This window comes from Sulfurimonas sp., assembly GCF_041563495.1.
GTDB lineage: Bacteria > Campylobacterota > Campylobacteria > Campylobacterales > Sulfurimonadaceae > Sulfurimonas.
Map to the genome: position 1 here is coordinate 170,263 of NZ_JBFFMZ010000004.1, position 23,052 is coordinate 193,314.

General features: G+C 36.1%; 22 protein-coding genes. 4 read left to right on the forward strand and 18 right to left on the reverse strand.

The genetic code is table 11. The features are described 5' to 3' along the window. Positions 1-6 precede the first annotated feature (6 nt). The gene (locus tag ABYK18_RS05850) at positions 7-663 is read right to left on the reverse strand and encodes a DNA-binding protein (RefSeq protein ID WP_373035713.1); all 657 of its coding nucleotides are present in this window, start codon (positions 661-663) and stop codon (positions 7-9) included. A gap of 13 nt (positions 664-676) precedes the next feature. Then, positions 677-1,174 carry a YajQ family cyclic di-GMP-binding protein gene (locus tag ABYK18_RS05855; RefSeq protein ID WP_373035714.1) on the reverse strand — a complete coding sequence of 166 codons (498 nt, stop codon included), beginning with the start codon at positions 1,172-1,174 and terminating at the stop codon, positions 677-679. A 73-nt stretch (positions 1,175-1,247) separates the two neighbouring features. Here ABYK18_RS05855 and ABYK18_RS05860 point away from each other — a divergent pair, with 73 nt between their 5' ends. After that, positions 1,248-2,723 carry a diguanylate cyclase domain-containing protein gene (locus ABYK18_RS05860; protein WP_373035715.1) on the forward strand — a complete coding sequence of 492 codons (1,476 nt, stop codon included), beginning with the start codon at positions 1,248-1,250 and terminating at the stop codon, positions 2,721-2,723. Here the strand turns inward: ABYK18_RS05860 and ABYK18_RS05865 are convergent. The 10 genes from ABYK18_RS05865 to ABYK18_RS05910 all read right to left on the reverse strand — a co-directional run bounded on the left by ABYK18_RS05865 (position 2,720) and on the right by ABYK18_RS05910 (position 16,099). After that, entirely contained in the window at positions 2,720-3,457 is a 738-nt protein-coding gene (locus ABYK18_RS05865; protein WP_373035716.1) for a succinate dehydrogenase/fumarate reductase iron-sulfur subunit, read from the reverse strand. The two genes, ABYK18_RS05860 and ABYK18_RS05865, sit on opposite strands and share 4 nt — an antisense overlap. Before the next feature lie 3 nt (positions 3,458-3,460). Next, positions 3,461-5,080: an FAD-dependent oxidoreductase gene (locus ABYK18_RS05870; RefSeq protein WP_373035717.1), complete on the reverse strand. Its 1,620-nt coding sequence runs from the start codon at positions 5,078-5,080 to the stop codon at positions 3,461-3,463. A gap of 44 nt (positions 5,081-5,124) precedes the next feature. Then, positions 5,125-7,719: an ABC transporter substrate-binding protein gene (locus ABYK18_RS05875; RefSeq protein WP_373035718.1), complete on the reverse strand. Its 2,595-nt coding sequence runs from the start codon at positions 7,717-7,719 to the stop codon at positions 5,125-5,127. A gap of 8 nt (positions 7,720-7,727) precedes the next feature. After that, on the reverse strand, positions 7,728-8,099 hold the full coding sequence (locus ABYK18_RS05880; protein WP_373035719.1) for a YqaA family protein: 372 nt from the start codon (positions 8,097-8,099) through the stop codon (positions 7,728-7,730). A gap of 64 nt (positions 8,100-8,163) precedes the next feature. Then, a complete protein-coding gene (locus tag ABYK18_RS05885) occupies positions 8,164-9,090 on the reverse strand; it encodes a D-2-hydroxyacid dehydrogenase (protein WP_373035720.1) in 927 nt (308 codons plus the stop codon). Continuing rightward, entirely contained in the window at positions 9,091-10,254 is a 1,164-nt protein-coding gene (gene purT, locus ABYK18_RS05890; protein ID WP_373035721.1) for a formate-dependent phosphoribosylglycinamide formyltransferase, read from the reverse strand. Positions 10,255-10,306: 52 nt separating this feature from the next. Further along, positions 10,307-12,421: a flagellar hook protein FlgE gene (gene flgE, locus ABYK18_RS05895; RefSeq protein WP_373035722.1), complete on the reverse strand. Its 2,115-nt coding sequence runs from the start codon at positions 12,419-12,421 to the stop codon at positions 10,307-10,309. A gap of 223 nt (positions 12,422-12,644) precedes the next feature. After that, positions 12,645-13,907, reverse strand: coding sequence for a flagellar hook-basal body complex protein (locus tag ABYK18_RS05900; RefSeq protein WP_373035723.1), 1,263 nt, complete (start codon positions 13,905-13,907; stop codon positions 12,645-12,647). A gap of 38 nt (positions 13,908-13,945) precedes the next feature. Then, positions 13,946-14,611 carry a flagellar hook capping FlgD N-terminal domain-containing protein gene (locus tag ABYK18_RS05905; RefSeq protein ID WP_373035724.1) on the reverse strand — a complete coding sequence of 222 codons (666 nt, stop codon included), beginning with the start codon at positions 14,609-14,611 and terminating at the stop codon, positions 13,946-13,948. Positions 14,612-14,689: 78 nt separating this feature from the next. Then, positions 14,690-16,099 carry a flagellar hook-length control protein FliK gene (locus ABYK18_RS05910; RefSeq protein ID WP_373035725.1) on the reverse strand — a complete coding sequence of 470 codons (1,410 nt, stop codon included), beginning with the start codon at positions 16,097-16,099 and terminating at the stop codon, positions 14,690-14,692. A gap of 115 nt (positions 16,100-16,214) precedes the next feature. On the opposite strand from ABYK18_RS05910, the gene ABYK18_RS05915 reads away from it, so the two are divergent. Next, entirely contained in the window at positions 16,215-16,460 is a 246-nt protein-coding gene (locus ABYK18_RS05915; protein ID WP_373035726.1) for a hypothetical protein, read from the forward strand. 6 nt (positions 16,461-16,466) lie between these two features. Here the strand turns inward: ABYK18_RS05915 and ABYK18_RS05920 are convergent, their stop codons facing one another. From ABYK18_RS05920 to ABYK18_RS05940, 5 genes are all read right to left on the reverse strand, one after another. After that, a complete protein-coding gene (locus ABYK18_RS05920; protein ID WP_373035727.1) occupies positions 16,467-16,877 on the reverse strand; it encodes a hypothetical protein in 411 nt (136 codons plus the stop codon). 106 nt (positions 16,878-16,983) lie between these two features. Continuing rightward, the gene (locus ABYK18_RS05925) at positions 16,984-17,961 is read right to left on the reverse strand and encodes an argininosuccinate synthase domain-containing protein (RefSeq protein ID WP_373035728.1); all 978 of its coding nucleotides are present in this window, start codon (positions 17,959-17,961) and stop codon (positions 16,984-16,986) included. A 93-nt stretch (positions 17,962-18,054) separates the two neighbouring features. Beyond that, positions 18,055-19,713, reverse strand: a complete 1,659-nt coding sequence (dnaG, locus tag ABYK18_RS05930) for a DNA primase (protein WP_373035729.1) — start codon at positions 19,711-19,713, stop codon at positions 18,055-18,057. A 24-nt stretch (positions 19,714-19,737) separates the two neighbouring features. After that, positions 19,738-19,884 carry a hypothetical protein gene (locus tag ABYK18_RS05935; RefSeq protein ID WP_373035730.1) on the reverse strand — a complete coding sequence of 49 codons (147 nt, stop codon included), beginning with the start codon at positions 19,882-19,884 and terminating at the stop codon, positions 19,738-19,740. A 192-nt stretch (positions 19,885-20,076) separates the two neighbouring features. Further along, complete coding sequence (locus tag ABYK18_RS05940; RefSeq protein WP_373035731.1) at positions 20,077-20,208, reverse strand: hypothetical protein; 132 nt, start codon at positions 20,206-20,208, stop codon at positions 20,077-20,079. A gap of 227 nt (positions 20,209-20,435) precedes the next feature. Between ABYK18_RS05940 and rpsU the strand changes: the two genes are divergently transcribed. Continuing rightward, the gene (gene rpsU / locus ABYK18_RS05945; RefSeq protein WP_008340937.1) at positions 20,436-20,648 is read left to right on the forward strand and encodes a 30S ribosomal protein S21; all 213 of its coding nucleotides are present in this window, start codon (positions 20,436-20,438) and stop codon (positions 20,646-20,648) included. A 119-nt stretch (positions 20,649-20,767) separates the two neighbouring features. Beyond that, a complete protein-coding gene (locus ABYK18_RS05950) occupies positions 20,768-21,901 on the forward strand; it encodes a methyl-accepting chemotaxis protein (protein WP_373035732.1) in 1,134 nt (377 codons plus the stop codon). 52 nt (positions 21,902-21,953) lie between these two features. On the opposite strand, the gene ABYK18_RS05955 is transcribed toward ABYK18_RS05950, so the two are convergent. Continuing rightward, positions 21,954-23,051: a deoxyguanosinetriphosphate triphosphohydrolase family protein gene (locus tag ABYK18_RS05955; RefSeq protein ID WP_373035733.1), complete on the reverse strand. Its 1,098-nt coding sequence runs from the start codon at positions 23,049-23,051 to the stop codon at positions 21,954-21,956. Position 23,052: the final 1 nt, after the last annotated feature.

The following is a 23,052-nucleotide window of genomic DNA, read 5'->3' on the forward strand; positions in this document are numbered from 1 at the left end:
ATTTGACTATTTATGTAAAAGATCACTATAGTCAAACTTAGCTAGGTTTATATAGTATTTTTTACCTACCGTGATAATCCTGCTGTCTTTTTTTGCTGCTTTTTTGAATCTCTCTTTTATCTTTTGAGCTTTTTTTTCTGAGTAATTTTCATCTTTTAAATACTTTTTCAAAGAGATAAGCTCATTTGGAGCTTTTTCTTCGGCATCTATTTCTGCTTCAACAAGCTCTTCGCTCTCTATAACCAGCTCTTCATCTGGAGCATTTAACATAAACTTCGAAGATATGGCATTTAGTATATTTTTTAACTGTTCATCTTTATCTTTATATATCTGCTCTATTTTATTTCTCTCTGTAACCAGCATCTCTTCTTTTTGCTCTCTAAGCGTTCTTGTTTCACTTTCAAGTTTTTCAACTTTAAGTTGCAGTTTTTCATTTTGCTCTTCTAAAAGTTTATAATATTTAGAATCTGTTTGGGATGACACTTTAGTGTTAGTTCGTTTTGTAGTTTGTTTGTTTGCCACCGATGAACCTTGCGGCAGAAGAACATACTTAATACCATCTTCCATAACACTCTGCAATGAGCCTCTTCTTATACGATTATGTATCGCCTCTTTTGAGACTCCCAGTTTCAATGCTGCATCTGCTATACTTACTTTAGACATTTTTCTAACTCCCTTATCTCATATTTTCAAAAACTAAAGGAGCTTCCCACTCACCTGAACGAATCTCTTTCATAACTTTTTGCAGATCATCGAGATTTTTCCCTTTGACTCTTATGGCATCACCCTCTATCTGAGCATTTACCTTAAGTTTCATTTTCTTTATCTCTGCTGTTATTTTTTTAGCCTCTTTTGATTCTATGTAATCAACGACTTTAAACGTCATCTTTCGATTGTTACCCGAAGAATCTTCTACTTTTAGTTCATCCAACACCTTGGACGAAAGACCTTGTTTTAAAAACTTTGAGACTACTATGTCTTTTAAGGCATCTAACTTATTGTCACTTGAAGCAATCAAAACTAAAAGTTTTTCTTTTTCCTTATAAGAGACTTCATAAGTAGTTCCTTTAAAATCATAACGATTAGCTACTTCTTTATCTACCATATTTATAGCATTTTTGAAGTTTTGCATATCTATCTTCGCAGTAATATCAAACGAGTGTTCTTTTGCCATATTAAAACCTTTTAAAATAATAACAACGATTATAACATATTTATAAGCTTGTTATTATGCTATACTTTTCTTAATGAATATAACAAACACAAATAATTTGAAAAGAAAATACCTGCTTCTTCTGGGTATTATTTTTTTTATTGCTTTTATTGTTAGAGTCTATTACGATATACAACATCATGAGTTTATGATAAACACTAAAATGAGTAGACTTCACAAAAATGCCCTCTTACATTATGAAAATATTATCACTAGTTTAGAAGACAAGTACGTATCTGTGAGTGCTCAATTTACAAATATGCACGAGACTTATGATTTGATAAAAAACAGAGATAGACAAAAACTTTATAACTACCTACTTAGTGACTACAAAAAACTTGTAGAATATAATCCAAATCTCTATGTAATGCATTTTTTTGACACCAAAAACACTACAATATTACGTATGCATAAACCAACAAGTTATGATGATGACTTAACCGTCATCCGTCCGATAGTATCAAAAGCAAATAAAAGTAAAACAGCTTATTTTGGGTTTGAAACAGGCAAAAACGGTATGACATATCGTATTACTGCTCCATTTATAAGCAGAAAAAACGAACACTTAGGTCTTCTAGAATTTGGAATCAAACCTCAATATTTTGCAGATAAACTTGATAATCTTCTTCACGTAAAATCGGAGATATTGGTAAAAACATCCACCATAAAGAACTTATCACATAAAACAGATTTTGAAAACATCGGAGATTTTTCCGTAATTTCAAAAGATCCTATCTATACTGAGATTATAAATAAAATAGATCTAAATAAAAAAGAGCAAATCATACAAAACAAAGATAAGACATATATTTTGTTTAACGATTTATGTCTAAGAGATCATACGGGTAAGACTGTCGGTAAGGTTATAATAGCTAAAGACATAACAAAAGCCGTACTTGAGAACAGAAACTCTCTTTTAGTTCTAAACATTGCAAGCTTTATTATCTTGCTAATATGTTATGTCCTGCTTTATATCATATTTACGCGCTACTCGAACGATCTAATAAATGCGCATCAAAACATACATCAACTTAAAAAAGAAGTTGACACAGATGCTCTTACAGGCATTAATAACAGAAGTTCCTTAAACAGTTATTTGCAAAATAGTGTTGAAAATGAGAATGAATATGCAGTTTTATTTTTTGATATAGATAATTTTAAAAACATCAATGACTCATACGGACATGACGTCGGTGATATTATTTTAAAAGAGTTTACAAAAGTTGTAACCAACTCAATAAGGACTGATGATTTTTTTGCAAGATGGGGTGGAGAAGAGTTTATAATAGTTTTAAAAATCAGCTCTCTTCAAAAGGCTCTCAAACTAACGCAAAAAATAAGGGAGAATATAAACTCCAACCTATTTCATAGCAGTATAAAAGTTACATGTAGTTTTGGTGTAACGATGATTGATTTACCAAATGATTTTGACTCAGTTATTAAACGAGCAGATAAACTGCTCTACGAAGCAAAAAATGCAGGTAAAAACTGCATAAAAGCCGGCTCTTAAAAACTCGGACTTCCATCAAACATAGTTCCGCCAAATCCACCGCCGAACATATTAGCAAAGTTAGGATCACTGTATCCGTTCATTGCAGATTTAGAACGCAGCTTTTCTATGTCTGACTTGCTGGAAATGCTTTGTGGACAAACAAGAGTACACTCATTGCACAAAGTACAATCCCAAATACCGTTAGTCTGAATAGAGTCTATTTTATCACTAGGGTCTTTTTCTCTGGCATCACTTACATATCTCCAGACTCTAGTTAGCGAAAACGGTCCTAAAAACTCTTCATTTACCGCGTAAACAGGACATGCACTGTAACATGACCCACAAAGAATGCAATCACTCTGAATCTCATTAACTTTCTCATTTTCTTGAGTCAGGCTTACTGATGAAGCGGGGGATTTTTGCCAAGCTTTTGCTTTTGCGTTAAATGCATAGGCCCTATCCATATCAACCACCAAGTCACGAATAACAGGAGAGTTCTTCATAGGTTCTACCAAGTCACCGTTTTGTGCTTTGTATGCACATGCCAAAACTTCCCGTCCGTTTACTCTCACTGAGCAGCTTCCGCAAACACTGCTTCTGCATCCGCTGGCATATGTTACTGAAGGGTCTTGTTTGGTTTTTATCTCATTTAGCATTTCAAGAAGTGTTGCATCTTTCATCTCTGCTTCATACTCCAAAACAGTTTCTGTAACTTCTGGTTCTGTTGTATATCTTGCTACTTTAATTTTCATCTTTTACTCCATAAAGTCCGAAAAAAGAAGACTTTCCTCTTTCCAAGTTATAGTATGGGCTTTGTATGCCGTATCATTTTCTTTTGGCATATCACTTCTAAAGTGGGCACCTCTGCTCTCATTTCTGCTTATTGCACAAACTAAAATAATTTCACTTAGCTCTAACATATTCCCAAATTCTATGAACTCTACCAAGTTCGTGTTATATATTTTTGACTTATCTTTTAAACCCATAAGAGAGACTTCTCTTTGAATCTGACGAATATCTTCTAAAACACTTTGAAGTCCACTCTCATCTCTTGAAATACCTACGTTGTTATAAAAAATATCTCCTATGAACGAGCGTTTTTCATAAAAGTCTATCTCATTTGTAAAGTCTTTTACTCCTGCAATAAAATCCTGAGCTTTTTTAGTTTGCTTGGATGCATCTATGGTTTTATCAAAATTTTTAGCATAAAGAGCAGCATTTTTGCCTGCTTCACGCCCAAAGACTACCAGTTCCAAAAGAGAGTTCCCGCCAAGGCGGTTTGCTCCGTGAACTTTGTGATTAGCACACTCACCGACGCCATAGAGACCTTTTATCTTTGTCATAGAATTTTCATCTACCTCTATTCCTCCCATCGTATAATGAGCGACCGGCTTGATAGGGATAAGTTCATGTGCTGGGTCTACATTTTCATAAAGCTTTGCGAGTTTCCTTTCTTGAGGAAGTTCTTCATCTATAAACTCTTCACCCAAGTGGCGAATATCCAAAAAGATATTTTCACCCTTTTGAATCTCATCGTTTATGGCGCGGGCGACTTCATCACGCGGAGCCAACTCATTTGTGAATCTCTCACTTTTTGAGTTTAAGAGATGCCCACCTGCTCCTCTGGCACTCTCAGAGATCAAAATAGATGAGTTTTTAAGTGCCGTCGGATGAAACTGTACAAACTCCATATCACTGAGTCTTGCACCTGCTCTCATCGCTGCGGCTATGCCATCACCTGTTGAAGCGGTTGAGTTAGTCGAGTGTTTGTCATAGATGCGTGCATAACCGCCTGTCGCGACTATAACAGCCGGAGCTTCATAACTCTCTACTTCTCCTGTGCGTATATTTAAAACCGTAGCACCGCCGATGTATACATCTGTTTTGTCAGTTTCTTGCGTTATAAAATCTAAAAGACACCTCTCGTTTAGTATCTCGATGCCAAGGCTGAGGCATCTGTCATATAGAGTATGAAGGATTTTAAGACCGGTGTAGTCTTGAGCATAACATGCACGCGGTGCAGATGCGCCGCCCAAAGTTCTTTGAGCTATTTTTGCATCTTTGGTGCGAGAGAAACATACGCCTATAGTGTCTAGCCACTCTACCGCATCCGGTGCGCTCTCACATAAAAGTTTTACCGCTTTTTCATCTGCGATTCCGTGCGCAGACTTCAAAGTGTTTTTTATATGTGCTTCTACACTATCTTCACTCACATTGCCAAAAGCCGCATTTATACCGCCTTGAGCCATGCTTGTCTGGCTTCTTGTAGGATATTCTTTTGTTATTAATCTAACTTTAGCACCGCTCTCATTAGCATTTATGGCAGCAACCAAACCTGCACCGCCTGCTCCAATAATTAAAACATCACTTCTCATTCATGCACACCATTTAAAAAATTTCCAAATTCTACTCTAAAGTATTAATTTTCTTCTATATTCTCTGACTTAATCTTTATTGTAAAGACTGCTCCATCATTATCATTTTTAGCAGATATCCTACCATCATGATAGTCTTCTATAATATTTTTCGACATATAAAGACCTAATCCTGTACCGTTTTTCTCTAATTTGGTAGAAAAATAAGGGTCAAACACATTATCTATGATATCTTCACTGATTCCGCCTGCATTATCACTTATCTCCAAAACAGCATATTCATCTTCATCATAACTTTTAATCTTAATCTTTGCATTTACTATATTTTTATTTATTAACTGCTCTTTTGCATTACTTAATATATTTAAAATAACCTGCATAAACTCATTTTCATGCAGTTTTACAAAAAGCTCTGAATGCAAATCCAAATCTAAAATAATATAGTGAAAATCAATATTGTCTTCTATAAGATTACATGCTTTTATTATTACATTATCTAAAGGCATAATTTCTGATTTTTTATTTGGCTTATAAAAATCACTGAAATCTGAGATTATTTGACTCAAGTTTTGAGTGTTTGCTCCTATCTTATCTAATTTTTGATGTAAAAATTCTAAAAAATCTTCCCTGCCTTTTTCATTGCCCAGATCATACTTTTCAAGCTCTATCGCCATTCTTATAGCTATTTGCATTGCGGAAATCGAACTAAGCGGCTGCTTCCACTGGTGGGCTATCATGCTGAGCATCTCACCCATCTGCGCCAATCGTGACTGATGCACAAGATAAGCATCTTTTTTTACAATTTCACTCACTGCATCCGCAACTTTAGATTCCAGAGATTTGTTCAAATCCAAAAGCTCAATCTGTAATTTTTCAAGCTCTTTGTTTTTTTTATTTAAAATATATTGCCTATATAAAAAAATAGCTGCCAGCACAAGCATAAAAGCAAAAACTCTTTTTATATACCCAAAATCACTATTATTTACATAGTTTATGGATACCCACTCGTTTAAAACTTCTTGTATATCTTTAGGCTTTAGGCTTAGTGCTATTTTTTCAAATATACCAAAAAGGATCTCATCGTCATTCCTGACACCGAAATTTACTTTTACATTATCTTCAAACTGTCCTGAGATTTTGAGATCCATCCCGGAGTAGCGTTGCATATAGTATGCCGCAGCCATCATAATATCTATATGACCATAATATTTACCACTTCGCACACCTAAAAACCCTTCTTTACGAGAAGAGACGATTTTTAGTTTTATCTCAGGGTATTTTTTCTGAAGAGTCTCTATGTATGAGTTTCCTGCGACTACTGAAAATGTTTTATCTAAGACTGTATTGATATCCAATATATAATTTTTTGATTTATCTGTTATTACAACCATCGGTTCATCATAATATGATGTTGTAAATTTAAAGTACTTTTGCCTTGAAGGTGTTGCTTCAACTATCGGAAGAACATCACATTCTCTTTTTATAGCCTTATCTATGGACTCCTTCCAAGAACTTGTCTCTACAAGTTTAAATGGTGTTGATATATGCTCACTGACGATGTTCAGTATGCCCGCACCAATCCCGACAAACTTACCGTTTTCTATTCCGCTGTATGGAAGAGACGCTGGAGGTACACATATTTTTATCTCTTTTTTAGATCTTAAATAATTTTGTTCTTCTGTTGTTATTAGACTTGAATAACTGTCAAAAACAAGCTCTTGAATATCTAAATTATGTTTTGATATCCCCATGATTTTATATACATCAAATATTCTGAGTATCTTTTTTTCATCAATATTTCCTAATTTAATGTCATCTACATAAGCCAGTTTTTTTAACTCTTTTGCCTCATAAGTCAGAGCTTCTATAGTTTTGTTTTGGGAATTGTATTTTTCATATATAATTTTGACGGCTTCATCTATATTGTCAAATGCATATTTCCAACCTTTTAGTGAAGCTTTTTTAAAATCCTCTACTCTTGATGGTTTTTTTTGGACTTCTTTTTGGGAAGTAAATAATATATCACTGTAAAAGTCAAAACCCTCATCCTTTGGAGAAAAAATCTTGTAAGAGAGTCCTCTTTTTTCTAAAATATATGGCTCATTTGATGTGTATCCGGCATAGAGATCAATTCTTCCGTCCAAAAGCTCTTTAAAGTTAAAATTATGTTCTTTATATATTATCTTATTTTCATCAACCCCGTTTGACATAATCATGGCACGGATAGATGCTGATTCAACTGCGTCTTGTGTTAGCATCAGCTTTTTATTGACAAAATCCTTTACACTGTTGATATTTGAAGATGCCAGACCAATTAGAACGAAAGGAGAGGATTGAAAAATAGCAGAGAGCAAAACCACTTTTTTGCCCTCTGAATGCGATTTTATAAGACCTGATCTACCTACGCCAAAAGTAGCTCTGCCACTGGTCACTTCTTCAACAGTATTCATCTTATATTTAAACTTTTTTATCTCTACATCCAAACCTGAATCTTTATAAAATCCTTTCTCTTTTGCCATGTAGTAACCGGCAAACTGAAATTGATCCAGCCACATAAGTTGCAGGGATACTTTATCTAGAGGTTTTTGAGATGCAACAAGGGTAGATAAAAAAATCAGCAATAAAAAAAGCGTTTTCATGATATCTATTATACCACAAGACCAAGGAAGTAATACCTCGCGACCCTAAGAGTGCCGGCGACTATAACAAACCAAACAAACTTAAGTCTTAAAACACCTGCAACTAGCGTTAGCGGATCACCTATGACTGGCAGCCAGGTAAAGAGAAGTATAAAGTAGCCGTGTTTATGTCCATATTCTAAACTTTTGATTCCGCTTTTGGAACGTCCTAGTTTTGTCTTTGTTTTTTCGTACAGCCAATATCCTAGCCAGTAATTTAATATTATGGCTAAAACATTTCCGCAGGATGCAAAAATCATTGCATTTAAAAAAGACATATCATTTTTAAGAGCAGCGACAAATGCTACCTCAGATGAAAAAGGCAAGATTGTAGCTGCCAAAAAGGCAGAAAAGAAGAGAGTAAATTCTATATCATCTCCTTTTTAAAAATAGACTCTTATGTAATTAAGAGTTCAAAGACTTTATATTTTCTACTACAGATGCGATTAGAGTATCTCTTGCTTCAACAGATGCCCAAGCGATGTGCGGAGTAATATATATGTTTTCTTTGTTCTTTACGTTTAAAAGTGGATGATTAACAATCATCGGTTCACGTGTTAATACATCTAAGCCGAAAAAGATGTTTTTCTCATCAATAATTCTTGCAACGGCTTCTTCATTGATGATACCGCCACGCCCAAGGTTCAAAACAACGACTCCGTCTTTACAAGTTAACAACTGTTCATAGTCTAAAAGATTGTTTGTTTTATCGTTTAAGGGTGCATGAATAGATATAATGTCACAAGTTTGCAAAAGTGTCTCTAGCTCTACATGTAAAAAATCTCTACTGACATTTTTACCGCTTGTTGAGTTGTAACAGACCTTTGCTCCAAATGCAGATGCAATATTTGCGACACCACGACCGATAGAACCTAAGCCGATGATGCCCCATTTTTTTCCCTTTATCTCAAAAAACGGTTTTGATATATCTGTAAATATCGGGCTATTTGAATAAGTGCCGTTTTTTACATAATCATCATAATATCTTGAGTGACCCATAAGATAAAAAAGCATCGAAAAAGTGTGTTGGATAACTGAGTCGGTAGAGTAACCTGCTACATTTTTAACTTCTATAGCTCTTTGTGCTGCAGCTTCCAAGTCAACATTGTTCATCCCAGTTGCTGCTACACAGATAAGTTTTAAATTAGTTGCGCAAGCCATCAACTCATCACTTATAACGACTTTGTTAGTTACTATTACATCGGCGTTTGTTATGCGCTCTTTTGTCTCGCTTGAAGATGTGGTTTGATAGACTTCAACATTACCCAAAGCATCAAATGCGCTTAAATCCGTATCGCCAAAAGTAAGAGCATCTAATAGAACTATCTCCATTTATGCATCACTTACTTTTTCTATAAGTTCACGTGACTTCTCTAATGCTTTTTCAACTTCATCAAAAACAAGTGCAACAGCAAGTCTTCTACCTTCATGAGCTTCAGGCTTTGAGAAAACTCTAACAAAGCTGTTATCACTAAATAGAGAATCATCTACATCTACCACAGGAGCAAAGTTGTGCTTAGTTGATTTAAAAGCAGCAGATGCACCATCTCCATAAAACGTGAATCCTAGAGGAAGACCAAGAACAGCACGAAGATGCAGTGCAAACTCACTCTGAGACTGAGTTATTAGAGTTACCATTCCCGTATCGTGTGGGCGAGGACTCACTTCCGAGAAATAGACCTCATCACCCTTAATAAAAAGCTCAACTCCAAAAAGACCGCGACCGCCAAGGCCGTCAGTTATAGTCTTAGCCATATCTTGTGCTTTTTGTTTTGCAATATCACTCATTTGCATCGGCTGCCATGAGAAAACATAATCACCATCTCTTTGCTCGTGACCTATAGGCTCACAATAAACTGTTTCTTTTCCGTTTCTTGCTGTAAGCATTGTAATCTCATAATCAAAATCAACAAATGCTTCAACAATTAGCTCACTAGCATCTCCACGAGCCTCTTTGGCAATCTCCCAAGATTTAGAAACATCTTCTTCACATTTCAATACACTTTGACCGTGACCCGATGAACTCATAACAGGCTTAACAACACAAGGATAACCCATACGACCAGATGCTTCTCTTAGTCCATCTTCAGTAGTTACAAACTCGTACGGACCTGTATGCAGCCCAAGAACTTCTGCTGCAAATGTACGGATGTTTTTACGGTTCATTGTCTTACTGACTGCAGATGCATTCGGTATTACGTTATACCCTTTATCTTCCGCTGCAAAAAGGGCATCTATTGAGAGAGCTTCTATCTCAGGTAAGATATAATCAGGTTTTTCACGGTAAATAATCTCTAAAAGAGCATCTTTGTCTTGCATATTTACAACGTAAGAGCGGTGAGCAACATGATGAGCCGGTGCATTTTGATATCTATCGACAGCAACAACTTCAAGACCTAATCTTTGAGCTTCAATAGCTACTTCTTTACCCAGTTCGCCAGAACCCAGTAACATTACTTTTTTTGAATTTGATTTTAGTGGAGCGGAGAATTGCATGCATAATTCCTTCATTTTATTGAAAGAATTATATCAAAATAGGATTAAAAACTTATTGTTTTAATCCTATGAGTGTTTGAAGAAGTTGGTCAGACGTTGTAATGGTTTTACCATTTGCTTGGAAACCTCTTTGAATGATGATTAACTGAGTCAATGCTCTAGAGAGGTCAACATTTGATGCTTCAAGAGCCGCAGCTTGAATGAAACCACGACCAGCCGTTGCAGCCGTACCGATAATCGGATCACCTGAGTTAGCAGTTTGAATAAAGATATTCCCACCTTCAGTTGATAGACCTTCATTATTTGTAAATTTAGCCATAGCAATTTGCGCTAAACCAAATGAACGACCGTTAGAAAATGAACCAACTAAAGTACCACTTTGATCGATTCTAATCCCTACTAAATCCCCACCGGTATAACCGTCTTGAGAGATACCTGAAGTTGATGAAACTGAATCAAAACTTGTCATACCGTCAAATGCATTCGCAGTACCAAAACTAAGTGTTACCTGCTGATCCGGTGCTGATCCGTTGTTTCCGGAAAATGAAATATTCGGCGGATTATAAGTTGAAAGTGAACCGTCATTATTAAAACGGATAGAACCTGCTTTTTCATTATAAGGTGCAGTTGTATCAATTGTAGCTGGATCAGGTACAGTTATTAACATAGACCATGTACTACCTGTTGACGTATCAAGTGCAGTTTTTCTAAACTCCATTCTCAGTGTATGTTTAGACCCGAGTGAATCAAAAACATCGATTGAACTTGAGTGTGTAGCAGCATTAAAACTTTGTGAAAAAGCTTGACCGCCACTAGCCTGAGGAAGAACAGAGTTTAGTGCTTCCATATTTCTAGTAAAACGAGTATTTTCAGTTACAACAGAACCTGCTACTTTATTTGTATATGCCGTAACTTTAAGATTCATATCGTAATCATCTACGCCACTATTTGGATTTTGTACAACAAACTTTCCTGCATCATTAACTGCTATTGTAATACCATTAGTTGCACCACCTTGATTATTAGCTTCATCTTCCATCCATTTTCTCAAATCTGCCATAGTTGTAAAAGTTTTATCTCCACCTGCAACACTTGCAGCCGAAGATGTATTGTACTGATATCTGTGTGCTGTTGTACTTGAACCGGTTGCTAGTCCAGAACCTGTGGTAACTACAAAATCGATATTGTGAGAAGCTGAAGCAGAGCCATTATCATTTAGCAGTGTTATTTGATTAGCTGCATCTACTGCTGCTGTAACACCTGTTATAGAGCTTTGAGCATTAATGGCAGCTACATAATTGTTTGCTGTCTCAGCTACAGTTGCACCTGCAACTGCTGTAATATTTACAGCATTACCTGCAATTCCAAGCTCCGGATCTACGTTAAACGTTACATCTAAAGCCGTATTAGCTACAACAGTACCCGCTGTCAAACTTGAACTTAAAAATGAAACCCATACACCCTGGTCTTGTTGAATAGAAAAAGCCTCTCCTATTTCATTGAACATAACACCAATATCACCTGAAGCAATTGCGTTTCCGTTAGCATCAACTGCAGCAGGCTGTACATTACTGGACCCGGTTGCTATTGCATAAGCAGGGGAGAAACTCTCAACAAGCGGCCCGGAGTTAAGATTTGCTTTTAACACAACATCTTCTGTAGCACTTGCCGGTGTTGTAAGTCCAGGAGGAATATTAATATCCGTAATCGGTGCAGTTGAATCAACTTTTCCTGTTACTGAATCTCTAAGCCAGCCTTGAGTAACAAAACCATTATTATCTACAAAGTTTCCGCCTGCATCAAACTTAAAGTCACCTGCACGTGTATATTTGTATGTATTACCACCATCCGGAGAAACGATGTAAAAACCATCTCCTTGAATCGCAACATCCGTATTTTTATCAGAGTTTTGAACTGAACCTTGTGAAAAAATACGAGTCATAGAACTTACAGTAGAACCAAGTCCGACTTGAACAGGGTTTTTACCGCCTAAAGCACCTTGGGGAGCTGTAGCTATGGCTTTTGTTTGAGCTAAAAGGTCTGAAAAGTTTGCACGAGAATATTTAAATCCCGTTGTGTTAACATTTGCAATATTATTTGACTCTACATCCATCGCAACCTGGTGCGATTGTAGTCCGGATACACCGGAGAAAAGTGACTTTAACATAATTTGTCCTTTTTATCTATTAGTGTAGATAAATAGCATTTAGTGTTCCAACTTTTGAAAGTATTAATGAGATTTTTTTGTTAGTTTATAATGGTTAACTCTCACCGAAGGTGTAGCTTTAGTGATTGAGTATAATCTGTACTTCTGGCACTAAATGCCGACACTAGTGTCACTAAAGTGTAAGTGTAGTGCGTTCAGATTATACGAGATTTAATAGTATGCCTTACGCATCCATTTGTAGAGCTTTTTGCATCATCTGATCTGCAGTAGTTATAGACTTTGAATTTGCATCGTATGACCTTTGCAAAATTATAAGGTCAGTTAGTCCAACCGTCATCTGAACATTTGAGCCTTCAAGATTAAAGTTCATAATATCTGCACCTATGATGTTTTCTCCGCTGGCATCTGTGTAAAAAAGAGGGCTACCACTGTTTGTGCCCTCTAAAAATCTAGATCCGCTTGCACGATCAAGTCCTTGTTCATTTCTAAAGTGATAGACAGCTATTTTTCCAACACTGCTTTGCAAGCCGTTTGTAAATGTAGCTATGACTTCTGCATTTTTGTTTACGCTGTAACCTTCAAGGTCGCCTCCAATAGTTCCATCGGCCATACTTGATGCAGTTATTGGAATGTTATTAATTGCTACTACACCGTCGTAACCGTTTCCTAAATCGATTTCTACTGAAGCTCCATTATTATCTATAGTGCTCAAAGTACTAGAGACCAAGGCTCCTGTTGCATCAAAACTCGCGACACCTGTTTTTGTATCATATATTGTAGTGCCGTCAAGAGTTTGCGTAGTTGCCACTACATCCCATTGGCTTCCGGGCAAGACTTGCGGAACTGCCATTGTAAAAGATAGTCTTAGATGATTTTTACTATTTTGAGGGTCTACTACGGTTGCACCTATAGTTCTTACCTCAGCATCTGTACCTATGTTACCGATAAATTTAGCAGTTGTTGAAGGCTCTGGCGGATAAGTCAAAGTTTTCGGAAAACGAAGCTTCTGCTGAGATCCAACGTCCCCTAATTTAACTTCTGGCAAGATACCGTTAAGTAAACCGTCATCAGTTATATTACCGCCCATTGTACCAAGTACATAATATCCATCAGGAGTAACAAGGTCACTCTCTCTGTCAAAAGTAAAATTACCTGCACGCGTATACATTGTGTCAGTCTCACCCTGAATACCGAACCATCCATTTCCAAGAATTGCCAAGTCCGTACTTTGGTCTGAGAGCTGAATGACACCTTGGTCTCTGTTCATCGTAGATGATTGCATCTGTACACCTGCACCGATACTACTAGAGGTACTAGAGCCACTTGTAGCCGTATTTAAAGAGTCTTCAAACATAGATGCAAACTCTGTGTTATAGCCCCTAAACCCTACAGTTGAGATATTTGCCAGATTATTTGTTAAAATATCTATACCCGTCTGATTGGATTTAAGACCTGATATTCCGGTATAAAAAGCTTGAGTCATCATAACATGCTCCTTAATTTTATTTCATAAAACTCTTTTTTTTAATATACTTCTTTTATATTTTCAAGAGGTACGTAGGCAGAACCTACTTTTACAAGAGCTTTACCATCTTCAAATCTAACTGACTCTATAGGATAAGCTCCCATTCTTGTAGTTAAATCATCACCGGCTGCATTTTTGTAACTAGCTGTTACATAGTATACACCGCTCTCTGCTGCATTTTCATTACTGAGCATACCATCCCAGTCATACTGATAAACACCGGAAGAATTTGGCTCAGCAGCTATAGTACTGACTATCTCTCCATTGCTATCAAGTATTTCAACTACACCTGAAGCAATATCTTGTGGAAAATAAACTTCAAATGAAGTGCTACTACCCTCATCATGTCCTATAGCATTACTGCCTATGTCTGCAGTCTTTCCTATAGCAGCTATAGTAGAAAACTGTTGCGAACTACCTAAAGAAGCAGCTAAATCTTCTAATGCTTTATTAGTATTTTCCGCAGACTCTAAAGAAGCCAATTGAGATGTTTGAGTCAGAATTTTTTCACTATCCATAGGCTCTGTCGGATCTTGATGCTGAAGTTCAACTAACAAAAGCGTCATAAAGTCATCTTTACCTAATGCTGTTTTATTTTCTACTGTTGTAGTATTTTGTACTGTACCACTTGTTGCAAGGTTTTCACCTAATGAATTGATTGCCATAACATACTCCTTAATTTATTTGTCCGACAAAGGAATAAAGCTCCTTTATCTTAGCTTGCGCCGCTGAGGCGACTAAAGTTATGCGTAGTGCGGAACTACGATTTCTAAAGAGCTTAAAATCTCTTCACTTTGTTCTTCATTATTAAAATAGTTATATTCTTCATCCGCTCTTCGCTCATTTTGGCGATTTTGCTGTTGATGAGCACTTGAATCACTATTTTGTGAAGAGTTGTTAAAGTTTAATGAAGCATTATTTATTCCATTATTACTTAGTTGTGCTTTTAGCTCATTCGCGTTCATTGAGAGAGTATTTATTGCCGTATTGTTTGAACTGATATTAACATGAAGGTTTTTACCTCTTTGAACTATTGTCAAATCTACTTCACCTAATTTTTGAGGGTTTAACTGAACCTTTAGTCTTGTAAATGGAGACTTATAATCTTCTATAGCAGTTTTAACATCCTGTGAGATGTACTTTATCATCTGTTTTGCTTCGTTTAGTTTTACCTCAAAGCTGTCAGATTTCAAAGTTGCCGACGTCTCCAGTTTTGCATTAGAGCCATTGTTTTGCTCGTGCGATGATTCACCGTGTAGAAGTTTTTCCAAAGATCTTGCTGCGTCTGAAGCTGCACTAGGAGCTATTACTCTTGCTGTTGCCACTGAAAAATCTGCTGTAAGTCTAGCGTCAGACGCTGATGATTTTTCACCGCGAAGAAGAAGTTTCAATGTTTCATCTGCTTTTTCTTTTGGTGTTTTTTCCTCGATCTTAAACTGTTTTGCGACAACTATCTGCTCTGTTGTATGCTCTTTTGCATCTTGGGCTTTAAAAAGAGGTGTGGATTTTATAGATTCAATATTTTTGCTTAACTCTGCTTTTTTATCTTCATTTTTTATCTGTATTTTACTGTTTTCTGTTTCATCAGCTACTTCTTGAACTGTAGCGCTCTTTTTAACATCTTTAGTCGATAAAGTCTTTGTTTGTGGCAATTCGACTTTAGCCTGAACTTCCTCTATACTGATTTTTGAGATATCAATGCCGTAATTTTTTGCTAAAGCAGCTAAGCCTTTAAGTGTTTTTGGAAGATCTTTAATTTGCGATTGTTTATACGCATCACTCTCTAAAATTTTTGATTTTAAATATTGTTTTGCATCTGAGACCAAGGCTTTTAACTCTTTTGGAGTCATCTCTTGCGTTATCTTAGGGTTTAATTCTATTGGTTCTAATTCTGATTTTACAAGAGTATCACTCTCTTTTGAATTCTTGCCTTTTAGTAATGAAAGCAGTGTCTCACTTTTTGAAGATGATTTTTCACTTATATCATTATTTGCTAAAGAAAGTACTAAAGTGCCGTTTTGAACAACTTTTGCATCCTTTTTTCCGGCTCCCCTTAGAAGCTCGGAGAATGAGAGCGTCGGCTCCTTATCAGGAGTTGACAGACTCAATGGCGAAGACGTAGATACATCAGTTTTTGATTCTAATGAAATCATCTTTAGCTCCTTTTACACCCTAAATATAGGCCGTTTTCATATTATAAAGCATAAATTATTCCAATATATAAGTGTCAATACTAAAACTATTACAAACTCTGCCGATATTGTGCCTATGAATAAAATAGTTTTTTCTTTTTTCCCTATGCTACTGTTTGCTCTGAGTCCATTTGAATCGGCGGGACAAAAAAGTTTTGAGATGTCTACTTATGAGACAAAAAAGAGTTCTGAAAATGAGCAGGCTTCTAACAATCCAAAAATAAAATGCAGGTTGGTATGCGATAAAAAAGTATATAAAGAGCAGAAGATATCCGAAGCTATAGAGTTTTACAAAAACTCTAAAGAATACGGATTTAAGTAGGTATTTTTATTTGAGCACATCCAGATAATCTAAATCTCTTTTACAAAAACGTTTGACGCTTGTTTGCAAAATTTCAGTTATTTCCTCCGCGCTCTCACCATCAGCAGGATAACTTATTAAAAATGTATTTAAAAACTTTTTAAAAAATTTATCAAATAATTTTTTTACGATATCTGCACCATATTTATCTGTGTATGGCAAGACAAAGAAGTAATCTTTCTTATAGTTGGCAATGGTATCAGAAGTTCTAAGTATCTTTTTTAGAGCTCTGTTTATGGTTTCATCTTCTATTTCACTAAAATCACAATACAATACGGTAAAACTTTCTGCACGATTTTCATCAAGTCTGTCAGCTATACCTATGTTTAAACGAAGAAGTTGTTTAAAATCTCCAAATTGAAAATGAATACCAGCCATAAAATACTCCTTTGCTATCTAATCAAATGACTTTTAGAAAGCCAATCTTTGAAAAATATTTTTTGTATGCTGCCAGTATAGCCAAAAACTAATAAATTAAAAAATATTATAAAACATTAAATTTATTGGCTTCTTCACGTGTCTCAAAAGGAGAACCTTTTTGTTCAACGCCGTCATAAGAGATAGTATAAACTTTTTTAGGGTCAGCCTTGGTGTAACTGAGTATTATCTTTGTAGCAAGTTCTCTGTCTGCATCGCCTGCATCTTTACTAAGCAGTGCGTGAGGTCCCGGTATACCTACTGTTTTTGCATGAAAAAACTTATCATTTTCTATATCTTGCAGGTAACCGTTTTCTTCTTTATTTCTACCTACGACAAGTTTAGCCCCGTCGCTCAGACGAAGATGACGGCCAAATTTCATAACAGGAATATCTTTTACCTCAAACTTATCATACTTTATAAAGTCAAACATCTTTTTACCAAAATTCTCATCAGTTAAAAGACAACCGCCTCCGGGAGATTCAAAATCGGCAAGACCTATCTCTTTTGCCAACTCCAACTGTCTGTCACGACTTCTTCCCGTAATGCCTTCCAGCTTTTCTCTATCTACCCAGCCCTCTATCTCTGCAATAGTAGGTTTAAGCATTTTTGCCGACATAGGACGAAGCAATAGTCCGTCGCAGTTACTCTCATTCAAAACCGTTTGAAGAGCTTCTTTGTTTTGACTCATGGGACGCTGACCCATAACTTCACCGCTTATTAAAAAGCTGGCACCCTCGGCTTCCATGATTCTTTTTGCAACAGCAAACATCTTGGCATGACAATCTATACAAGGATTGAAATTTTTTCCATAACCGTGTTTTGGGTCAAATAAAACATCTTGCAAAAATTCACTCTGAATATCTATGATTTTTAATTCAGCACCGACTTGATTACACATATTTTGCATATGCTCAAGTCTGTCTTTCGTACTTCCAAAACCTGTAGAGATATTTACTGCCAAGACATCTATGCCTTGATCTATTATTAGCTTCATTGCTAATGTCGAGTCTAATCCACCGCTAAAAAGTGCTATTGCTTTCATTTTTTTCCTTTGTTGGGGCACAGGAGTTTAGCCGAAGCTAAACCAGTTCACCTCATTTTAATTTTGGAATTTTACCATTAAATCAACTTATAATCAATCTTTAAAAGCTGCTAACTCGCCACGTTTTAATTTTGATATTTTTCCACGGATTTTACGAATATAAAAAGCTTTTTTTTCAAATGACATATCAGATTGCATATTTATCTTTTTAAGTTCTCTTTCGTAGTGTTTTGTCAAAAACGCAATAAGCTCGGCTTTTAAAGACTCTTCATCTTTGAGTGATTTTATCTGATTATCAACTGCTATTGCCATAAGCGAAGGTTCGTCATTTTTTCCTTGCAAAGACAATAAGAACTCTCTAGAGTGAAACTGCAGCAGTGAAGGATCAAGTGCGTCCAGCATCTGGTCTATCAACTCGGGATGTTCCAAAACTGTCTTAATGAGACTTAGTTCCCACATATCTTTATGTGTGTTTTTCTGAATGAGCGGTGTATTTTTATCTCTTGGTGATTGTCCCATTCTGACAAGAGACGGGCTAACTCCTAAGCCTCCCAGGCGGGATGCCAAGAAAGTCTTATACTCTTCTTGAAGAATAGGAGAAAGTGTCTTTAGGTAACCTACACCCTCTTGCATACAAGCTTCTTTGGCTTTTGGATCACGTAAATCATAAAGCGATAGCAGCTCTTCTAAAACAAACTCTATAAAAGGCTTGGCTTCTCTAAACATTGTCGCCAACTCTTCAACGGCTCCCTTATTCACCATATCAGCAGGGTCCAGTCCATCCCCAAAAATAACTACACCGCCGTTAAACCCACCGGCACTAAGCAGTCTGGAGGCTTTTAGAGCTGCCCCGCGTCCTGCTTTGTCCCCGTCATAAGCCATAATGACTCTGGGCTCTCCCTTTCTTAAAAGAGGCAGATGCTCAGGAGTAAGTGCTGTACCTAGTGTTGCAACTGCATTTGTAAATCCGGCTTGATGAAGCATGATAACATCAAGGTATCCCTCGGTAATTATTATCTCTTTTGTTTTATAGATGCTCTGTTTGGCATAATGATAGGCATACAAAAGACGCGACTTGTTAAAAAATGCAGTCTCTGGGGAGTTTACATATTTTGCCTGATGCCCCGTGATGGTCCTACCGCCAAAACCGACAATTGAGCCGTTTGCAGAGTGAATTGGAAAAGTTATACGCTCGATAAACCTTGCAAAGTTTCTTCCGCCGTCGTATCCTACAACACCCATATCGACAGCTTCATTCATGCTAAATAGCTGAGATTTTATGTAGTTGATGGTAGCATCCGACTCTGGTGCATAACCGATTCCAAACTTCTCTACACTGCTCTCATAGATGCCGCGTTCTTTGATGTAAGCCAAAGCCGTCTGTTTTGAAGTAAGAATATTTTGATACCACTCATTTAACTTATCCATAACTTGTGAACGAGGTTTGTTATGTTTGTTGTCTGTATAACTCAGAGTAAAGTTATAGTTGTCTGCCAACTTCTCCAGCGCTTCTGGATAGTTTAGCTTTTCATATTCCATTGTAAACTTAATACTGTCTCCACCCGCACCGCAGCCAAAACAGTGATAGATGCCTTTAGACGGGCTTACAACAAATGAGGGTGATTTTTCATCGTGAAACGGGCAAGGTGCTTTATAATTTACACCTGCTTTCTTCAGCTCCACGTACGAGCCTACAACATCAACAATATCAAGGCGTGCTTTTAGGGCTTCTATGGAGTCTTGGGTAATCATAATGTGATTATATCAATAATATACTTACTTCTTTTGTATAAACTTGCCGCAACCCTTTTTCTTTGTACCTTTAAATGTAGTAAAGTTCTTTTCACCTTTAAGCCAAGCTTCATGGCGGGCACACTCTGGGCTTTTTATGCATTTTACATTATTACATGCTTTCTTAGCCATCCTACCTCCTTTTTTTATTTTACGATGAGCAGGATATAAATAACTATTTTAACATAAGTGTATGTCATAGAAAAATATTTTAGCAAGAAAAATTTGAGCACTCTTAAAAATAATGAAGTTATTGAATGGGCGAATTAAAACAGACTCAAAAGAGTCTGTTTTTGGAGGAAGAATAAAATCAGACTAATGTGATTAGTATATGTCTGAACTCGGATGATTAGGTTTGCTTATTGGCTCTTTTATTTCTTTAGTATCATAATGAACTATATTTTCAGCTTGAAGAGCACCTAGTGTTAACGTGATAAGTAAAATGATCTTTTTCATTTTGTTTCCTTTGGCAAGAACGCATTACGCTCTAGTATTTTAAATCGGACAAATTTTATCCTATTTAAAAAAAGACCATCTTGACATGAATCAATATTCACCGTTAAATTTGAATATTTGCTACATTTCTTCAAGTTTAACATCTACAAAAAAGTAAAACTTTGTAAAGAACAAACATTATGTTATAATTCCAACTCGAAAATTTTAAAGAAAGTGGGTGATGTGATATGCCTGGTATCGTACTACGTAGTGATGATAATTTTGATGCATCTTACCGCCGTTTCAAGAAGCAGACTGACCGTAACTTAATAGTTACTGAAGCTCGTGCTCGCCGTTTCCATGAAACGGAAACTGAAAAGCGTAAGAAATTCAAAATTGCATCTCGTAAGAAAATGCTTAAACGTCTTTATATGATGAGACGTTACGAATCACGCCTGTAAGCTCAAGCCCTCGGGCTTGTTCTTTTTATTTCTCTTCCCTTACAACACTTCAAATTTTATCTACTCAATAATAAAAATTTCATGATATAATATCCACATTATTAATTTAGGAGGTTCTAATGAGTTCACTCTTTCTTCGTATGAGACTGGTACACTGGATTGGTATAGTCTTACTTATTATAAATGCTTTTGTATTTACAGACAACATAATCTCACAAATCGTACAATTAATCATAGCTGTGGTTATTGTTATTCATGATATAGATGAAAAAATAAACGGTGTTGATGTAGCTAAAAAGATTATAGATAGTCTTTCAAACTTTAAATCCGGAAAAAAAATAGAGTTAAAACTTTCATTTTCTAAAGAGTACCATCATATGGTTGAACTTATCAACGAATTTACAGATAAAGTTGGTGAAGCAACAAAACTAACTGCAGATTCAAATGAAATTTACTCAAAACTTCGCCAATTACAAGAGTCCATACAAATTTTGGAAAATGATTTTAATACCGGTGAAGAACTGGCGACTAAAGTATCCGGCAAGCTAAATATAATTACAAATGAATCAGAGAACAATTTAGAATTTTCAAAAGAAGTTTTAGAAAGTTTACATCATGTTTCTATGCAGATAAATGAATCTGTAAGTAAAATGGTTGCTCTTGAAGATCAGATAAGACATACTCACGAGGGGGAGATAGCTGTTAGTGAAAACTTAAAATCCTTAACAGTCAATGCAGAAGATATTAAAAATATACTAAATATTATCTCGGATATCTCGGATAAAACAAACCTGCTTGCTCTTAATGCAGCGATTGAAGCAGCAAGAGCAGGTGAACACGGTAGAGGCTTCTCTGTAGTTGCCGATGAAGTTAGAAAACTTGCTGAAAACACTCAGAAATCTCTAACAGAGATTAATGCAAGTGTAAATGTTATAGTTCAAAGCATCTCAGATGCAAGCACCAGTGTAGAGCAAAATGCCAAATCTGCACTTGAACTTGTCGATATTTCAGAGATTCTGCAAAAGAGTTTAACTCAATCTCGAGCCGAAATTGAAGATACACATCAAAAAGGTTTAAAAGATACTGAAAACTCTGAAGTTATTAAAAACGAAGCTCATACTTCTAGAGATCTTACAAAAACTCAAATCGATAAGATGCAAGAAACCAAACTATCTATAGAAGAAATCAAAAAAGATATCGTTATCATAGATGCTAGTACAAAAAAACTGGTTGATAAGGTTTCAAGCATATAACCGCTTTTAAAAGAATAACTCTAAATATAGCGTTGTTCTTTATCTGCCCATATTATATTTTTCCGTACATCTCATTGTAAAAACTCAGGGCATATCTATCACTCATATGAGCGATACAATCAGCTACGACTCTATGTTTTTTTCTTCTTCCAAGTTGCTCGTAATAAAATTTAGGCAACATCTTCTCTTCTTCCATCAAAGCATGGTAAAGCCCTTTAATAGCCTGTTTACCTGCATACATCTTTACAACTATGGCTTTATTTTGATAAAGCTTATTAAAGAGCAGTTTTTTAAGCTTTTTAATATTTGTCTCCAACTCAGGTGAAAACCCTACTGATATCCGCTTACTGCTGTGAAGCGTAGCACTCAATATAGAAGTAGTCTCTATCTTATCTTTTGAGTATGCCAAAAGTGAATAGACAAGATGATTTATCAGATGTGAGCTAAAACGGTAACGAAACATCTCATCTTCATCTTCTGATATTCCCTCAGCCTTTACCTTTTCGAGTATTTCTTGTATCAAGGCACTCTCTCTAAGGTCATCAAAACTGATTAATCCTGAGTTTATACCGTCATCTATATCATGACTCATATAAGCTATCTCATCGGCACGGTCAACAACCATAGCTTCTATTGATGGATGAGTTTCAAGGTTGAACTCTTCATCTATCCAAGTCGGCAAGAAACTCTTTTTATATGGATACGAATGTTTGAGTATACCTTCAAGTGTTGCAAAAGTAAGGTTCAGTCCGTCAAAGTCTTTATATCTTTTTTCAAGGGATGAGACAACTCTGAAACTTTGAAAATTATGTTCAAAACCATTTTTAAATCCATCGGCTTTTAAGCACTCATCCAATGTGTCTCCGCCTATGTGGCCAAATGGGGTATGTCCCAAGTCATGCGCCAGAGCTATCGCTTCTGCCAAAGACTCATTTAGTCCAAGATGCGAAGTGATAGAACGTGCGATTTGAGAAACTTCTATGGAGTGAGTCAAGCGGGTACGAAAGAAATCGCCTTCTTGATTTAAGAAGACTTGAGTTTTATACTCGAGCTTTCTGAAACTTCCTGAGTGAATAATACGGTCTCTGTCTCTTGCAAATGGGTTTCGAAAATCTTTATCTATTTTATAAAAGCGTTCTTGTGCCTGCATA

Excerpts from the sequence above, each read along its gene's own strand:
- ABYK18_RS05850 (WP_373035713.1), bottom strand. The coding sequence starts at position 663 with ATGTCTAAAGTAAGTATAGCAGATGCAGCATTGAAACTGGGAGTCTCA.
- ABYK18_RS05855 (WP_373035714.1), bottom strand. The coding sequence starts at position 1,174 with ATGGCAAAAGAACACTCGTTTGATATTACTGCGAAGATAGATATGCAA.
- ABYK18_RS05860 (WP_373035715.1), top strand. The coding sequence starts at position 1,248 with ATGAATATAACAAACACAAATAATTTGAAAAGAAAATACCTGCTTCTT.
- ABYK18_RS05865 (WP_373035716.1), bottom strand. The coding sequence starts at position 3,457 with ATGAAAATTAAAGTAGCAAGATATACAACAGAACCAGAAGTTACAGAA.
- ABYK18_RS05870 (WP_373035717.1), bottom strand. The coding sequence starts at position 5,080 with ATGAGAAGTGATGTTTTAATTATTGGAGCAGGCGGTGCAGGTTTGGTT.
- ABYK18_RS05875 (WP_373035718.1), bottom strand. The coding sequence starts at position 7,719 with ATGAAAACGCTTTTTTTATTGCTGATTTTTTTATCTACCCTTGTTGCA.
- ABYK18_RS05885 (WP_373035720.1), bottom strand. The coding sequence starts at position 9,090 with ATGGAGATAGTTCTATTAGATGCTCTTACTTTTGGCGATACGGATTTA.
- purT (WP_373035721.1), bottom strand. The coding sequence starts at position 10,254 with ATGCAATTCTCCGCTCCACTAAAATCAAATTCAAAAAAAGTAATGTTA.
- flgE (WP_373035722.1), bottom strand. The coding sequence starts at position 12,421 with ATGTTAAAGTCACTTTTCTCCGGTGTATCCGGACTACAATCGCACCAG.
- ABYK18_RS05900 (WP_373035723.1), bottom strand. The coding sequence starts at position 13,907 with ATGATGACTCAAGCTTTTTATACCGGAATATCAGGTCTTAAATCCAAT.
- ABYK18_RS05905 (WP_373035724.1), bottom strand. The coding sequence starts at position 14,611 with ATGGCAATCAATTCATTAGGTGAAAACCTTGCAACAAGTGGTACAGTA.
- ABYK18_RS05910 (WP_373035725.1), bottom strand. The coding sequence starts at position 16,099 with ATGATTTCATTAGAATCAAAAACTGATGTATCTACGTCTTCGCCATTG.
- ABYK18_RS05915 (WP_373035726.1), top strand. The coding sequence starts at position 16,215 with ATGAATAAAATAGTTTTTTCTTTTTTCCCTATGCTACTGTTTGCTCTG.
- ABYK18_RS05920 (WP_373035727.1), bottom strand. The coding sequence starts at position 16,877 with ATGGCTGGTATTCATTTTCAATTTGGAGATTTTAAACAACTTCTTCGT.
- ABYK18_RS05925 (WP_373035728.1), bottom strand. The coding sequence starts at position 17,961 with ATGAAAGCAATAGCACTTTTTAGCGGTGGATTAGACTCGACATTAGCA.
- dnaG (WP_373035729.1), bottom strand. The coding sequence starts at position 19,713 with ATGATTACCCAAGACTCCATAGAAGCCCTAAAAGCACGCCTTGATATT.
- ABYK18_RS05935 (WP_373035730.1), bottom strand. The coding sequence starts at position 19,884 with ATGGCTAAGAAAGCATGTAATAATGTAAAATGCATAAAAAGCCCAGAG.
- ABYK18_RS05940 (WP_373035731.1), bottom strand. The coding sequence starts at position 20,208 with ATGAAAAAGATCATTTTACTTATCACGTTAACACTAGGTGCTCTTCAA.
- rpsU (WP_008340937.1), top strand. The coding sequence starts at position 20,436 with ATGCCTGGTATCGTACTACGTAGTGATGATAATTTTGATGCATCTTAC.
- ABYK18_RS05950 (WP_373035732.1), top strand. The coding sequence starts at position 20,768 with ATGAGTTCACTCTTTCTTCGTATGAGACTGGTACACTGGATTGGTATA.
- ABYK18_RS05955 (WP_373035733.1), bottom strand. The coding sequence starts at position 23,051 with ATGCAGGCACAAGAACGCTTTTATAAAATAGATAAAGATTTTCGAAAC.